Here is a 14,137-nt window from a genome sequence, read left to right on the forward strand (position 1 = left end):
GCTCGTCGCCGGGTGGGGCGCACGGTGGGGATCGGCGTGGGCGTCGCCGCTGACCTGGGCGCCTCCGCCGCCATCTGCGATGGGGCGGAACGCCTGGCTCGGGCCGTCCCGGCGCCGGACGCGTCAACGCGAACGTCATCGACCCCGGCCCGGTCGGCACCGGCTGGACGACCGGGCCGATCCGCGCCGGCGGCATCCGGCCGGCCACGCTGTCAGTCGAAGGTCAGGCCGCCTGAGCGGGTGCGCTTGAGTTCGAAGAAGTCCGGGTAGCTGGCGAGCGCCACCGACCCGTCGAACACCTTCACCGCTGCCTCGCCCCTCGGGATGCTGCTGAGCACCGGGCCGAAGAAGGCGACGCCGTCGATGTGGATGGTCGGGGTGCCGACGTCCGGCCCGACCGGGTCCATGCCCTCGTGGTGGCTCTTGCGCAGCGCCGCGTCGTACTCGTCCGACTCGGCAGCGGCGGCCAGACCGGCGGGCAGCCCGGCCTCCTCCAGCGCCTCGGCGATAACCGTGGCCAGGTCCTCGCGGCGGCCCTGGTTGTGCAGGCGGGTTCCCAGCGCGGTGTACAGCGGCAGCAGCACCTGGTCGCCGTGCTGCTGCCAGGCGGCGGTCACCACGCGGATGGTGCCCAGCGACTTGTTGATCGATGCGCGGTACTCGGCGGACAGGTCGCGGTTCTCGTTGAGGACGTACAGGCTCATGACGTGCCAGCGCACATCGATCTCGCGCTGCTTCTGGACCTCGAGGATCCAGCGGGAGGTGATCCAGGCGAACGGGCACGCCGGGTCGAAATAGAAGTCGACAGTCGTCATGAGCCGACCCTATGCCGGTCCCTTACGGGGATGGGAGGGTGACGCACCCGATTACCGCGAACGTCACTTCCGGCCAGGATCGGGCGCCACCGGACGGATCCGGCCGCTCGCCTCGGTACCCGACCTACGCGCCGGGCGGCCCGGGTGTTCCGGCGTCAATGCGGTGATGGGACGCGGATGAACGGCAGTTGATCGGCGAATGAAGGGCGACGTCCGGCTCCACCGAGGACCTCCTGACGTCACTGTGGGTCACAACCCGGGAAGGTCCAGGGTATGGGAGGTGTGGGTGGCCTTGGTGGCCAGGTAGCGCCGGTTCGCCGGGGACACGTGCACGCCGGTGGGAATGCGTTCCTTGACCTCGATGCCGTACGTCTGCAGCTGCGCCGCCTTGTCGGGATTGTTGCTCAGCAGCCGGATCTTCTCCACCCCCAGCGCCAGCAGCATCTGCGCCGCCGCTGTGTAGTCGCGCTCGTCCTCGCCGCGGCCCAGCGCCACGTTCGCCTCGTACGTGTCCAGCCCGCGGTCCTGCAGCGCGTACGCGTCGAGCTTGGCGTACAGCCCGATGCCGCGCCCCTCCTGGCGCAGGTACAGCAGGTAGCCACCGGTGCTGGTGATGTGCTCGACGGCCTCGCGTAGCTGCGGCCCGCAGTCGCAGCGCTGCGAGCCGAACACGTCGCCGGTCAGGCACTCCGAGTGCGGGCGCACCAGCGGCACGCTCGCCCCGGCCGCGTCGCCGAGCTCCAGCGCCAGGTGTTCCTTGCCGTCGGCCAGGCCGTGGAAGGTGTGCACCCGGGCCGTGGTGGTGTAGCCGTCGGCGAAGCGCAGCGGGATTGTGACCCGGGTCCGGACGCTCGCCTCGGGTAGGACTCGCAGGTGCGCTTGCGGCATCGGCCCCCCATTGTCGATGATCATCAGCCCTCGTACCGGCTCGACAGCGCGTAGCGCAGCAGCACCACGTCCCCGATCTGGCGTACCTCACTCAGATCGGCTCGCCGCTGCGGCCCCCAAGGAAATACGCCGTCGCTGACGAAGCGGGGTGCCGCCGAGTCGCCCACGAAGAACGGCGCCACCACCAGGTGCAGCTCGTCGGCGAGCCCGGCGGTGAGGAACTGGGTGTGCATGGTGCCGCCGCCCTCGACCATCAGCCGCTCGACTCCGCGGGCGGCCAGGTCCGCGGTGACATGCTTCAGGTCCACCGGGTTGCCGCCGTCGATGACGGTGGCCCGCCCGCCGAGCTTGCTCCGGGCCGAGGCCAGCGCGGGGCTCGCGCAGTAGACCAGCTTGTCGGCGTCGCCCAGGGTGAAGAACCGGGCGTCCGGGTCCAGGTCGCAGCCGCTGGTCACGGTCACCTTGACCGGGTCGGGGCACACCCCGCGGGCCAGCCGGGCCTTGCGCCGGGTTTCGTCGCGGATCAGCAGCCGCGGGTTGTCGCGGCGCACCGTGGCCGCGCCGACCAGGATCGCGTCGCAGCCGGCCCGCACGTCGTCGACCCGGTCGAAATCGGCGTCGTTGCTCAGCAGCAGCCGCTGGTCACCCGCGGTGTCGACGTAGCCGTCGAGGGACATGCCGCAGCTGAGCAACACGTACGGGCGATCTTCCACCGACCCAACATAGACCGCGCTCAGCGTTGTGACACCCTCACGCACCGGTGCCGACCAGCTGACGCACCGCGATCGGGGCCGTGGTGGCGGGCCGGGCAGGCACGATGCGCAGCGCCACCGGGGCCGGGGCCGCTGGGACGGACGCCGGCGCGGCCGGCACAACCGCAACCGCCGGGGTGGCGGCGCGGCGGGCGCGGGCCGTGGCCAGGGCGCGCAGGCCGATCACCACGATGCCGGGCAGCGCGGCGACGAACGCGAACAGCCCGTAGATGACCGCGATGGTGAGACCCTGCGCGGCGCTGAGCCCGGCCGCACCGAACGCCCACGCGGTGACCGCCTCGCGGGGACCCCAGCCGCCGATGTTGACCGGCAACGTCATGGCCAGCAGGGCCAGCAGCATCAGCGGGGCAAGCTTGAGCACCGGGGCGTGTGACCCGGCGGCATGCGCGGCGACCACGAAGGTGGCGAGGTGGCCGGCCAGGACCACGGTCGAGGCGAGCATGATGCCGGGCCAGCTACGGCGGCTGAGCAGCCCGGAGCGTACCTCGGCAAGCGCGGTTCTCGTGCCCTGAGCCCACCGCGACGCTCCACTGCGGAGCTTGCCCACCGCCAGGATCGAGGCGAGTGCGGCAACGGCGAGCGCCGCGACGGTGATCCCGGCGGCCGGCAGGTGAGCGCGCAGCTGGGTCAGCACCGGCGAGGGCACCGTCAGCAGCACCGCCAGACCCGCGGTGACCAGCACGACCTGACCGGCGGTGCGCTCCAGCACCACGGCCCGCACGCTCTTGCCGACGTCGCCCTCCTCGCGGCCGTGCTGCACCGCGCGGTCCACGTCACCGAGGATGCCGCCGGGCAGCGCCGCGTTGATGAACAGCGCCTTGTAGTAGTCGGCGATCGCGGCGCGCAGCGGCAACCGCAGACCCAGCCCCCGCGCCACCAGGCACCAGCGCCAGGCACTGAACACCGTGGTGGCCACGCCGATCGCCAACGCGGCCCCCAGCGTCGTGGCGTCGATGAGCCGCAGCCCGTCGAGGAAGGCACCGGTGCCCAGACGCCACAGCAGCACCGCGAGGATCGTCACCCCGCCGAGTACCCGCGCCCACGCCCAGATCGATCGCTTCATCGCCCAGCTCCTCCGCTCAACCGTTCTGCGACGTATACGTCCCAGCGGTGCCGAGCGGTTCAGTCGGTGCAGGCGAGAAGATCTTGATGGCCCACCGTGACGGTCAGTTCGCCCGCCCCGGCAGCCGCCGACCGGGCCGCCAGATAGCCGTCCAGCTCCAGGTCAGGGCGCTGTTCGGCGGCGGCGGCGACCCACCCGCGCAGCCATTGCAGAATCAGCGGTGCCTGCTGCGCTCCGAGATGCCACGGGCTGGGCCGGGTGGTGACGCTGACTCCGGCCTTGGCGAACGCCTCGGCGGTGGCCCCGACGGCTTCGGGCCCGAGCAGCCAGCGCTGCCCCGACTGGCGCCGCTGATGATCGTTGAAAGCGGCGGTGACCTGCTCGTCCAAGGGGTGCGGCGGGTCCAGGGTGACCTCCCCGGCGACGGAGAGCGTGAACAGTGCCGGGGTGCGTGATGCGACGCAGAGGTCGGCCAGCGCGGTCACCTCCTCGGCCGTGAACAGGTCCAGCAGCGCCGAGCACGTGACAAGCGACACACCGGCGAGGTGCTGATCGCCCAGGGCGGTCACGTCCAGCTCCGCGATCTCCGCGCTCACCCCTTCAGGCACATGCTGCTGCGCGTACGACAACAGCGCAGGGTCGCGATCCTGCAAAATCCAGTGCTGGGGGCCGGGCAGCAGCGGGGCGAGCCAGCGCATCATCGAGCCGGTGCCGCAGCCGAGGTCGCGCACCACGATCCGGCCGTCGTAGCGGGCAAGGTCGTCGAGCCCGGCCAGCTCGGTGGCCCGGGCGGCGGCGTCGGCGGGCTCGCGCAGCAGCAGCCAGTCGGTGCTGAATTCTCCGGTCATGGCAATACCTCGCTCAGTCGTCGGGTGGTCTCGTCCCAGCCACGCAGGCTCGGGCGGCGGGCGCGGGCCGCGGTGCGCCATTGCTGCCGCAGGCCAGGGTCGGTGAGCCAGTGCCGCAGGGCCCGGGCCAGCGCGCCGGCGTCGCCCGGGGGGAGCAGGGCGCCGGGCACGGTGCCGTCGGGGGCGGTGCCGAGGGCCTCGGGGACACCCTGGACCTGGGTGCCGAGCACGGGGATGGCTCGGGCGAGGGCTTCGGTGACGACCATGCCGTACGTCTCGGCTCGTGAGGGGAGCAGCAGGAGGTCAGCTCGGGCGTACATTTCGTCGAGCGCTGCCCCGGTACGCGTACCAGCAAATCGGATGTGTCCGTTGATGGTGCTGACGCGCCGGGTGTAGGCGGGATCGCGGTCGACGGCCCCGACGCAGGTGCATCTCCAGTCCAGGCCGGCCAGCTCGGTGAGGGCTGCGGCGAGGACATCCAGCCCCTTGCGCGGCGTAACCGCGGCTACGCACAGCAACCGGTTGCCGCCCGGACTCGGGATGGCTTCGGGCGCGGGGTCGACGCCGGGCGGGGCGACATGGACGCTGCCGGGCCTCAGGTCGTGCAGGCCCTCGATGCGGCGGGCGGCGCCGTCGCTGGTCGCCACGACGGCCGCCGCTGCCCGCAGGGCGCGGCCCTCGCCGGCGCTGAGCTGGTGCGAGGCGCCCACTTCGTCGCCCAGGGGCAGGTGCACGAGGATCACCTGGTGCAGCCGCCGCGCCTGCGCTTCGACCACCTCTGGGGCGGCACACGCGACCAGCCCGTCCAGCAGCACCAGCGATTCATCCGGGATGCCCGTCAGGGCGGCGGCGAGTTTGTCGAGGCCGGCGGCCGAGGGCTGCGGCCAGCCGCCGTCGACGGCGATCTCGTGGACCCGGCGGGTGGCGGCGAGGCCGGTCAGCACCCGCCGGTCGTAGGTGTTGCCGCCGCTGGGGGCCGCCGGGTCGTCGATCCCACCCGGCAGCACCGCCCACAGCGGCCGCGTTGCTGGGGAAGCCGTCACAGCTCCCGCTCGTAGGCGGCCCACGCGATGTGCGACTCGTGCAGCGTCACCGCGATGCCGGTCAGCCCGTTCGCACCGGCGCCCAGCTCACCCGCTGTTGCCTTGGCCGCGAGCCGGTCGGCGATCACCTTGGCCAGGAACTCGGTCGAGGTGTTGATGCCCGCGAAGTCCGGGTCGTCGTCCAGGTTCCGGTAGCTCAGGGCGCCGCAGATGGCGTGCAGCTCCTGGCTGGCCAGGCCGATGTCCACAACGATGTTGTCGTCGTCCAGCTCGGGCCGCCTGAACGTGGCGTCCACGACGAAGGTGGCGCCGTGCAGTTTCTGCGCTGGGCCGAAGACTTCGCCGCGGAAGCTGTGCGCGACCATGATGTGATCACGGACGGTGACGCTGAACATGCACGCTCCTCATCGATAGTTCACTACATGACACAGGGCCGGGATCTCCCCGCTGGTCAGCTTGGGCAGCACCGACGGCAGCTCGGTGAAGTCGCACTCGCCGGTGAGCAGCGCGTCGAACCTCGCATCGGCGAGCAGCTCCAGGGCCACAGCCAGGCGATCCGCGTACGACCGCCGCCCCGGCCGAGCCGGTGCGATGCCCCCGACCTGGCTGCTCTTGACCACCAGTCGCCGGGAATGGAAGAACTCCCCGAGCGGCACTCTGACCGGCCGGTCGCCGTACCAGCTGAGCTCGACGACCGTACCCTCGGTGGCCAGCAGCTCGAGCGAACGGGTCAGCCCGGCCGAGGTGGCGCTGGCGTGCACGACCAGGTCGCAGTCACCGCTCGCCTGCTCGGGCAGCGCGAACTCCACGCCCAGCGCGGCGGCCAGCCCGGCCCGCTGCGGGTTCGCGTCCACCAGCTGAACCCGGGCACCGGGGAACCGCGACAGGATCGCCGCCACGCTCGCCCCGACCATGCCCGCGCCGACCACCGCGATCCGGTCGCCGATCAGCGGGGCAGCATCCCACAACCCGTTCAGCGCGGTCTCGACCGTGCCGGCCAGCACCGCGCGGGCCGCCGGAACGTTCTCCGGCACCGGGGTCACGGCTGAGACCGGGACGACATAGCGCGTCTGGTGCGGGAACAAACAGAAGACCGTACGGCCGGCAAGGTCCTGGGGTCCTTGTTCCACGACCCCGACGTTGAGGTAGCCGTACTTGACCGGGGCCGGGAAGTCGCCCTCCTGGAACGGCGCGCGCATCGCGGCGTGCTGGCTCTGCGGCACGCCACCGCGGAAGACCAGGGTTTCCGTGCCGCGGCTGACCCCCGAGTGCAGGGTGCGGACCAGCACCTCATCGGGGCCCGGGGCGCCCACCTCGACGGCCCGCAGCTCGCCGGCGCCGGGCTGCGCGAGCCAGAACGCGAACTCGCCCATGGTGTTCTCCTTCCCGGTCCTGTTGAACCAACTCCGCGCCCAAGCCGTGTTTGACGGAAGACAGCGGCAACCATACGCGCGACGCGATCTTGCGCTTCCGAAGGCTCGGTGACCATGAGTATCGGCACGATGACGGCCCGCCCGGCCCGGGGACCCCTCGCGGGGCTCGCCGCCCACCTGATCCTCAGCGTGGTGCTGGCGGTCACGGCAGGCGTCACGGCGGCCGGCTGGCTGGCCGGCACCGCGTACGCCCTCATCCTCTATGTGGCCCTGCGCATCGGCCTGGAGCGCGCCGGGATGTCCGCGCTGGGCCCGGCCAACACCGTCACACTCGGCCGCGCGGTCCTGGTCGGCGGGGTCACCGCGCTGGTGGCCACCTCGTTCGAACGGCACGTGCCGCTGGCGGTGCTGGTCACCCTGGTCGGCGTGGCGCTCGCGCTGGACGGCGTCGACGGTCAGGTGGCCCGCCGCACCGGCAGCACCAGCGCGCTCGGGGCCCGCTTCGACATGGAGATCGACGCGTTCCTGATCCTGGTGCTCAGCGTGTACGTGGCAGGCACCTTCGGCTGGTGGACCATCACGATCGGCGCCTTCCGCTACGCCTTCGTCGCCGCGTCCTGGGTCGCACCGTGGCTCACCGCGCCCCTGCCGCCCAGGTTCTCCCGCAAGGTGGTCGCCGCCCAGCAGGGCGTGGTCCTGGTCGTGGTGACCGCCGGGCTGCTGCCGCACACCCTGTCGCTGGTCGCCCTCGCCGTGGCCTTGGCGTCGCTGACCTGGTCGTTCGGCCGCGACATCGGCTGGCTGTGGCAGCGCCAGCAGACCCGCCAGCCGGTCCTCACCCGCCCGGCCCCGGTCCGGGTCTAGGCGACCCGCTGCACCGTGCCGGGCCGGGCGGCCGGGACGGTACCGGGGTGCAGGATCGCCGCGATCGCCTCGACCCCGTCGACCAGGCGCGGGCCCGGGCGCACCACCAGGGCGTCGCCGTCGATGGCCCACACCTGCGCGCCGGGGAAGTGCGGCACCACGCGCTGGGCCTGCTCGACCGCGCCATCGAGGTGGAATCCGCACGGCGTCACGAGCACGACGTCCGGTTCGGTGGCGCTCAGCTCCTCCCACGTTGTCTCGACCGAGCGTTTCCCGGCGCGCGCGCCCACCGCCTCGCCGCCGGCCGCCGTGACCAGGTCGGGGACCCAGTGGCCGCCCGCGAACGGCGGGTCCACCCATTCGACGATGGCGACGCGGGGACGGTGCTGTGCTCGTACCGCTGCTCCGACTGCTTCCAACCGGTTGTGCAGCTCTCGCACCAGCCGGTCGGCGCGTTCCCGCACGCCGGTTCGCGCACCCACCACGAGGATCGTGCCCAGGACCTCATCCAAGGTGTACGGATCGAGCGACACCACGTCGGCCCGGCAGCCCAGGAGCTCCAGCGCGTCCTCGACGTGATCCGAGGGCAGCGCGCACACCCGGCACAGATCCTGGGTCAGCACCAGGTCCGGTTCGAGCCCGGCCAGCGCACCTTCGCGCAGCGTGTACAGATCCTCGCCCGCCGCCAGCCGCCGTTTGACGTAGGCATCGATGTCCGCCGGGCTCATCCCGCGCGTGTCCTTACCCCCGACCACAACGACTTTGCCGGTACGAGCAGAAGCCGGCTCATCACACTCGAACGTCACGCCCACCAACTGATCGCCGAGCCCGAGCGCGTAAACAATCTCGGTGGCCGAGGGCAGCAGAGAAACCAGACGCATGCCCCATTGTCTCGCAGGACCCTAGAGGCTGCGGGCCACCAGGTCGAAGGCGGCCGGGATGCACGTGCTCCAGTAGGCGAAGTTGTGCCTGCCCTCGGAGTACACCCCGGTTGTGGCGGGCAGCTTCGCGTCCAGCTTGCGCACGTTGCCCAGCAGCCCGTCGTCCGTCCCGCACCACAACCCGACCGGGACCTTGTCCAGCTGGGCGGTCTGCGCGAACACGTCGTCGCTGGGGGTGACGGCGGGGGAGAAGGCGGCGACCGCGGACACGAACCCCGGGAACGTCTCGGCCAGCAGCAACGAGCCGTAGCCGCCCATCGACCAGCCCCACGCCGCGAACTTCTTTGTGGTGAAGCCGCGCTCGGCGCACCACTGCGGGATCTCCTCGTGGACCATCCGCTGCGGGTCGTCCGAGCCGCCCGGGCGCCACGCGAGGCGATCCCCGGTGGCTCCGGCGAGCACGAAGGGCGGGTTGCCCCGCCGTACCGAATCGGTCAGGAACTTGCCCAGACCCAACGCGGGACAGTCGGCCGCCGTCTTGGAGGCGCCGTGCAGAACCAGGCACACCGGCAATCCGCGCCCGTCACCGTGGCCGTCCGGAACGGCCGTGTAGAAATCGACGGTACGTCCACGAGCGCTCGATTGCCGCTGCTCCACCCGTTCATCGCCCACCGGCGCATCCGGCACCACCGGCTGCTGCCCGGTGCCGAGCTTGGTCCGCGCATATCCACCAGCGGCGGCCAGCACGCCCACCGCCCCCGCCCCCGTCAGCACCGTCCGTCGCGTGATCATCACCGGTCTCAACGGTCGTGTGGCCCGGGTCGTGACGGTCACCTTCAGCCCGGCGGCAGGATCTCGACGTAGCCGGCGGTTGCGTGCAGGCGGATCCGCTGGCCGTCGCGGATCCGCCGGGTGGCCCCTTGCACGCCGACCACCGCGGGTAGCCCGTATTCGCGGGCGATCACCGAGCCGTGGGTCATCAGCCCGCCCACCTCGGTGACCAGTCCGGCGATCGCCACGAACAGCGGTGACCAGCTCGGATCGGTGTACGCGGTAACCAGGATGTCACCCGGTTCCAGCTCGGCCCGCGCCAGATCGAGCACGATGCGGGCCCGGCCCTCGACAATGCCTGCGGAAACCGCCGTGCCGGCCAGGGCGCCGTCTGGAAGGTCGTCACACCGGTACGAGCCGCTGAGACCTTCGCCCTGCGAGGTGAGCACCCGCGGGGGAGTGAGCGTCTCGAACCACCGGAACTCCTCCTCCCGCCGCTGGATCAGCTGCTCATCCACCCGGCCGGTGCGCGCCACCTCGTGCAGTTCCGGGAACGTGAGCCAGAAGATGTCCTCCCGGGTCCGCAGAACGCCCGCCGCAACAAGCCGGTCGGCCTCGGCCAGCAGGGCTGTCTTGTAGACGAGATACCGGCTGATGATGTCGTACTTCGGGTATTCCCGGTAACCGATGAACGTGCGAACCCGATCGATCATCCGCTTGGTCTGGGCCGCCTTGTCCGTCCCGTCCGGCAGTTCCCGCAACCGGGCGAGCACTTCCCGCTCCTTGTCCTCGGCTTTTTGCTGCCCCTGCTGGAGACGGCGAGCGGCCGCCCCCGGCTCGAAGGCCCGCACATTGTCGAGAATCAACGGCACAATCGTGGACGGTTGCTCGCTCCACCGGGGCCGGGTGATGTCGATTTCCCCGGCGCAGCGCATGCCGTAGCGTTCGAGCCAGCCCTCAATGGCGTCCCGCGCAGCCTTCGGTAACTGGTCGTATTTCCCGTCCCGCAGGGCTGCCACCGCCGCGGGATCCTCGCGGACCACGTCGGCGACGTCGAGCAGGGCCAGCCCCATCTGCGAGGTGACGTTGCCCGGCGCGGACAAGGTCAGCGTGTCGGCCGCGTTCGGTTCGCCCAGCCACTCCAGCAGGTGATCGTTGAGCCACCAGGTGGCCTCCATTCCCGCCATGATCGCCTGCATGCTGAGCGGATTCGTCAGCACCCGCTTGTGCTCGGCGAAAGCTTCGACAAGAAAGTCGAAGAGCGCGGGGCCTTTCTTCGTACGGATGTTGCGTTTCAATGCTTCGATGGATTGCTGGCTGCTCCGGATCAGGTCGGTGACGATGACCGGGTCATCGTCGATCGTTCTGACAACCGGCGGCGCCTGGTGCGGGGGAGAAGCTGTCACCGGCACGAAGTCGTCGCTTTCCAGCACGGTCCGCAGCGCATCCGTCATCAGCGGGTCGGACTTCTCCATCATGGCCAGCAGCGCGGCGCGGGCCGGGGCAGCGGTCAGCCGTGCCGTGGCATCAACGAAAAGCCGCCCGCCCGCCTCGGCGAAAGTGGCCATCGCGGTGTGCCGCCAGACAGACAGTCCGAGCGGCCTCATCGCGTCGGTCATCATCTGCTGATGCCCGGTCGACAGGTAGATCCGAGGTGCATCATCGCTAGCCTGCGGGATGGGGAACAAGGTGGTGATCGGCCGGCTCTGCACAATCGCGAAATCGTCGTCGGCAAGGCACCACTCGATGTCCTGCGGCCGCCCGAAATGCGCTTCGATGATGCGCCCGATCCCGGCCAGGCGCAGCACCTGAGCCGGAGTCAGCTTGTCGGTGCCACCCTCGGCTATGCGGTCGCCGCGCACCTTGACCGCGTCCGGCTGCACCAGCCCGGAAACCAGCGCCTCCCCGAGCCCCTCAACCACCTCGATCGCCGACACCGTCCGGTTACCCGAAACCGGGTCGGCAGTGAACAACACCCCGGCCGCCTGCGGAACCACCATCTCCTGCACGACCACCGCCATCCGCACCCGCCGATGATCGAAGCCGTTGCGTACCCGGTAGGCCACGGCCCGCTCAGTGAACAACGACGCCCAGCACCGGCGTACGTGCTCGATGATCGCGGCCGCGCCCACGACGTTCAGATAGCTGTCCTGCTGCCCGGCAAACGAGGCGGTGGGCAGATCCTCCGCCGTGGCACTGGACCGGACCGCGTACGCGACATCCTCGCCTCGCAGCGCCTGCGTGATCGCTGCCTCTACGTGCTCGGGCACGGCGATGCCCTCGATGGTCTGGCGGACCTGAGCGCTGATCGCGCCCCGGGTGTCCGGACTCGCCAACCGGTCGAGCAGCTCATCCGGCACCTGCGCCATGATCAGCTCGAAAGCGTGGGTGGTCACGCAGAACCCGTCGGGCACGGTGATGCCGTCGAGGTGCATGAGGTCGGCCAGGGCAGCGCCCTTGCCACCGGCCAGCGTCCGGTCAGCCTCGCGAAGCCCCACCACAAATCGATCGCCCATGTGCCCGTCCTCGCCTCGTGCGTGCCGTGGATCCCGCAGGATTATGGCAAGGCGGTTCCGGTTGCAGAGCTGATGCCGGAGCCACGCTTGGCCTGCTCGCCACTGCGGGACCAGGCCGTGGGGACTGGTGCTGACGGCCCAGCCGCGGCCGGCGCAGCGAGTCCGCCTTTCAGCGCCGATCGGCGCCGGCACCGGCCTGGAGGCTAGCAGCCCGGCCCGGCCGCTACGCCCTGCACGATCCGGTACGCCGTGATGTCGCCCTTCACGTACGCCTTCAGCTGCGCCACCCGGGTCGGGGTCGTCTCGTGCTGCGCCACATACGCCACGATCGCGTCGTCGACAGTGCGGCAGGTGACCGCGCTGGCGACCTTCTCCGTGCGGCCGAGCAACGCGTCAGTGTTGAACGCAGCGTAAGAAACACCGGCAATACTGACGGTGACCGCAGCGGCCATGGCGACTTCGGTGAGGTTCACGAATTGCTCCTTGATCGTCCGGCGCGACACTACCCTGAGTGATAGGCCGAACGGAAGACTGAACAATCCCACTCTCCGTTGAAACAGCAGGCTGTGATGCGTCTGGCATTCGTGACCACCGCGGAAGACCGTGGGCGGACGGCTGCCTAACGTGGGGTTCCGTGGCTGTGGCGTCTCTGACCTCCGCACGAGGGGCCGCCCAGCGGTGGCTCCCGCTCGCCCTCGTCTTCCTCGCGGCCGGTTTGTCCACCGCCATGGCATCCCCTTTCCTTGCTCTGTTTCTCAACGACGCTGTGCACGCCGACCCGTTGCACGTCGCGGTCTTCCTCGCCGCCACCCCGGTGTCCGCGGTGATCGTCTCCACGCTGGTCGGCAGGGTGTCCGACCGGCTACCCGCACGCCGGATCGTGCTGCTCGGCACGGCTGCCGCCGGCTGCGTGGCCCTGGGCGCCACCGCCTTCATCCGCGACTACTGGGTGCTGCTCGCGCTCTCCGTCACGCTGACCGCGCTGGCCGGGGCGATGATGCCGCAAGCCTTCGCGTACGCCCGCGAAGCCCTCGAGGGCTCGGACCGGGTGGCCATGACGATGAGCGCGCTGCGGACGCTGTTCTCGGTTGCCTGGGTCGCCGGTCCGCCGCTGGCCGCGGTGTTGCTGGAGGCGGGCGGGTTCAAGCTGGTCTACGGCTGTGCTGCGATCATGTACGCGGCGGCTGCGCTGGTCGTCCTGGTGGCTTTGCCGGCTGCCCATGCCGCCCACGACGAGCCGGCTCCGGCTCAGCGCGCCGGAGCCGAGGCGCCGCGGACGCTGATCTGGCTGACGCTGACGATCTTCGTGATCACGAGGTGCGCCGGCGCTTTGGCCGTACAGGATCTCTCGCTGTTCGTCACGAAAGATCTTGGCGGTCAGGTGGGGGACGCCGGGTTGCTGCTGGGCCTGTGCGCGGGTCTGGAAATTCCGTTGATGCTGGGCTTCGGGATGCTGTCGGCGCGGATGCCGGTCCGGCGGCTGCTGATGATCGGTACGGCGTGCGGGCTGGCGTACATGCTGATGGTCGCCTTCGCCACCGACCTCCGGCAGCTCGCCGCCGGGCAGGTTCTCAACGCCGCCTCGATCTCCGCGCTGGCCGGGCTGGGCATGACGTATGTGCAGGACATGTTGCCGCGGCACCCGGGACGCGCATCGACGCTGTTCAGCAACACCTTCCCGGCCGGAAGCATGCTCGCCGGTCCGGTCCTCGGCGCCGCGCAGCACCTGGGTTATCGCATGCCGTTCGCGGTCGGGGCCGGGCTCAGTGCGGTCGCCCTGGGGCTGCTCTTCCTGGGACGGAAAACTTCGCAAAGCGTCACCTGAGTCCCGTTCGTACCTGTATGACGGTTTCCATGGGTGAACTGACGAAGCGCGACAAGCAGGTCCTGGGCGGCAGCATGGTGGTCCTGCTGGTCGCCGGCGTGGGCGCGATTGCGACAAGCCACAACCCTTCCGGGGGTACGTCCACAACTCAGCGATCAGCCATCGCCGACGCCCAGCTCGGGTTGGCCCGGGGCAACGGCAAGCCGGGCGCCGCAACCGAGCCCATGGCGGTGAGCGTGCTGCCCTTCCCGCGCCCGCCCGCCACGCAGGTGCCCGCGCCGGTGCCCGGAACCGCGGGGGGCGGCACCCCTCAGCAGGTGGCGCTGCGGCCCGCCGCCCCGCAGATGGTGACCACCGGCAACGACATCGTGCTGCCCGGCACCCTGCCGGGAATCCTGCGCCCACCGGCGCCGGGGCCCACCACGCCCGTACCGATGCCGACCCAGCCGGTGATCCCGGCTCTGCCCCCGCCGGCCA

The 14,137-nt window shown here is 70.9% G+C and carries 14 protein-coding genes and 1 pseudogene; 3 read left to right on the forward strand and 12 right to left on the reverse strand.

The features are described 5' to 3' along the window. Positions 1–212: 212 nt before the first annotated feature. The 8 genes from TFC3_RS15495 to TFC3_RS15530 all read right to left on the reverse strand — a co-directional run bounded on the left by TFC3_RS15495 (position 213) and on the right by TFC3_RS15530 (position 6,803). The gene (locus tag TFC3_RS15495; protein ID WP_067500317.1) at positions 213–815 is read right to left on the reverse strand and encodes a DsbA family protein; all 603 of its coding nucleotides are present in this window, start codon (positions 813–815) and stop codon (positions 213–215) included. 249 nt (positions 816–1,064) lie between these two features. Next, the gene (gene ribA / locus TFC3_RS15500; protein WP_236718141.1) at positions 1,065–1,727 is read right to left on the reverse strand and encodes a GTP cyclohydrolase II; all 663 of its coding nucleotides are present in this window, start codon (positions 1,725–1,727) and stop codon (positions 1,065–1,067) included. Then, complete coding sequence (locus TFC3_RS15505; RefSeq protein WP_067500319.1) at positions 1,727–2,416, reverse strand: dihydrofolate reductase family protein; 690 nt, start codon at positions 2,414–2,416, stop codon at positions 1,727–1,729. The genes ribA and TFC3_RS15505 overlap by 1 nt, the downstream gene beginning before the upstream one ends. Before the next feature lie 37 nt (positions 2,417–2,453). After that, positions 2,454–3,539: a lysylphosphatidylglycerol synthase transmembrane domain-containing protein gene (locus TFC3_RS15510; RefSeq protein WP_067500321.1), complete on the reverse strand. Its 1,086-nt coding sequence runs from the start codon at positions 3,537–3,539 to the stop codon at positions 2,454–2,456. A 59-nt stretch (positions 3,540–3,598) separates the two neighbouring features. Next, positions 3,599–4,387 carry a class I SAM-dependent methyltransferase gene (locus TFC3_RS15515; RefSeq protein ID WP_067500323.1) on the reverse strand — a complete coding sequence of 263 codons (789 nt, stop codon included), beginning with the start codon at positions 4,385–4,387 and terminating at the stop codon, positions 3,599–3,601. Beyond that, positions 4,384–5,430 (reverse strand): glycosyltransferase family 4 protein, encoded by a 1,047-nt coding sequence (locus TFC3_RS15520; RefSeq protein ID WP_082772077.1) that lies wholly within the window; start codon positions 5,428–5,430, stop codon positions 4,384–4,386. Before TFC3_RS15520 ends, TFC3_RS15515 begins: the two co-directional genes overlap by 4 nt. Next, complete coding sequence (locus TFC3_RS15525; RefSeq protein WP_067500325.1) at positions 5,427–5,825, reverse strand: 6-carboxytetrahydropterin synthase; 399 nt, start codon at positions 5,823–5,825, stop codon at positions 5,427–5,429. Before TFC3_RS15525 ends, TFC3_RS15520 begins: the two co-directional genes overlap by 4 nt. Before the next feature lie 9 nt (positions 5,826–5,834). After that, on the reverse strand, positions 5,835–6,803 hold the full coding sequence (locus tag TFC3_RS15530; RefSeq protein ID WP_067500328.1) for a zinc-binding alcohol dehydrogenase: 969 nt from the start codon (positions 6,801–6,803) through the stop codon (positions 5,835–5,837). Between the two features lie 114 nt (positions 6,804–6,917). Between TFC3_RS15530 and TFC3_RS15535 the strand changes: the two genes are divergently transcribed. Then, positions 6,918–7,667 carry a CDP-alcohol phosphatidyltransferase family protein gene (locus TFC3_RS15535; RefSeq protein WP_067500329.1) on the forward strand — a complete coding sequence of 250 codons (750 nt, stop codon included), beginning with the start codon at positions 6,918–6,920 and terminating at the stop codon, positions 7,665–7,667. Here TFC3_RS15535 and TFC3_RS15540 read toward each other — a convergent pair. The 4 genes from TFC3_RS15540 to TFC3_RS15555 all read right to left on the reverse strand — a co-directional run bounded on the left by TFC3_RS15540 (position 7,664) and on the right by TFC3_RS15555 (position 12,308). Next, a complete protein-coding gene (locus TFC3_RS15540) occupies positions 7,664–8,548 on the reverse strand; it encodes an ABC transporter substrate-binding protein (RefSeq protein ID WP_067500332.1) in 885 nt (294 codons plus the stop codon). The genes TFC3_RS15535 and TFC3_RS15540 overlap by 4 nt on opposite strands. Positions 8,549–8,569: 21 nt before the next feature. After that, positions 8,570–9,340, reverse strand: a complete 771-nt coding sequence (locus TFC3_RS15545) for an alpha/beta hydrolase family protein (RefSeq protein ID WP_067500334.1) — start codon at positions 9,338–9,340, stop codon at positions 8,570–8,572. 44 nt (positions 9,341–9,384) lie between these two features. Further along, on the reverse strand, positions 9,385–11,835 hold the full coding sequence (locus TFC3_RS15550) for a phosphoenolpyruvate synthase (protein ID WP_067500336.1): 2,451 nt from the start codon (positions 11,833–11,835) through the stop codon (positions 9,385–9,387). A 203-nt stretch (positions 11,836–12,038) separates the two neighbouring features. Then, entirely contained in the window at positions 12,039–12,308 is a 270-nt protein-coding gene (locus TFC3_RS15555) for a hypothetical protein (protein WP_067506789.1), read from the reverse strand. 161 nt (positions 12,309–12,469) lie between these two features. Between TFC3_RS15555 and TFC3_RS15560 the strand changes: the two genes are divergently transcribed. After that, positions 12,470–13,660 carry an MFS transporter gene (locus tag TFC3_RS15560; RefSeq protein WP_082772078.1) on the forward strand — a complete coding sequence of 397 codons (1,191 nt, stop codon included), beginning with the start codon at positions 12,470–12,472 and terminating at the stop codon, positions 13,658–13,660. A gap of 29 nt (positions 13,661–13,689) precedes the next feature. After that, positions 13,690–14,137, forward strand: a pseudogene (locus tag TFC3_RS38000) (hypothetical protein); the annotation flags it as partial.

The organism is Actinoplanes sp. TFC3, from assembly GCF_001553785.1.
Classification (GTDB): domain Bacteria; phylum Actinomycetota; class Actinomycetes; order Mycobacteriales; family Micromonosporaceae; genus Actinoplanes.

Excerpts from the sequence above, each read along its gene's own strand:
- TFC3_RS15545 (WP_067500334.1), bottom strand. The coding sequence starts at position 9,340 with ATGATCACGCGACGGACGGTGCTGACGGGGGCGGGGGCGGTGGGCGTG.
- TFC3_RS15540 (WP_067500332.1), bottom strand. The coding sequence starts at position 8,548 with ATGCGTCTGGTTTCTCTGCTGCCCTCGGCCACCGAGATTGTTTACGCG.
- TFC3_RS15495 (WP_067500317.1), bottom strand. The coding sequence starts at position 815 with ATGACGACTGTCGACTTCTATTTCGACCCGGCGTGCCCGTTCGCCTGG.
- TFC3_RS15535 (WP_067500329.1), top strand. The coding sequence starts at position 6,918 with ATGAGTATCGGCACGATGACGGCCCGCCCGGCCCGGGGACCCCTCGCG.
- TFC3_RS15510 (WP_067500321.1), bottom strand. The coding sequence starts at position 3,539 with ATGAAGCGATCGATCTGGGCGTGGGCGCGGGTACTCGGCGGGGTGACG.
- TFC3_RS15515 (WP_067500323.1), bottom strand. The coding sequence starts at position 4,387 with ATGACCGGAGAATTCAGCACCGACTGGCTGCTGCTGCGCGAGCCCGCC.
- TFC3_RS15525 (WP_067500325.1), bottom strand. The coding sequence starts at position 5,825 with ATGTTCAGCGTCACCGTCCGTGATCACATCATGGTCGCGCACAGCTTC.
- TFC3_RS15530 (WP_067500328.1), bottom strand. The coding sequence starts at position 6,803 with ATGGGCGAGTTCGCGTTCTGGCTCGCGCAGCCCGGCGCCGGCGAGCTG.
- ribA (WP_236718141.1), bottom strand. The coding sequence starts at position 1,727 with ATGATCATCGACAATGGGGGGCCGATGCCGCAAGCGCACCTGCGAGTC.
- TFC3_RS15550 (WP_067500336.1), bottom strand. The coding sequence starts at position 11,835 with ATGGGCGATCGATTTGTGGTGGGGCTTCGCGAGGCTGACCGGACGCTG.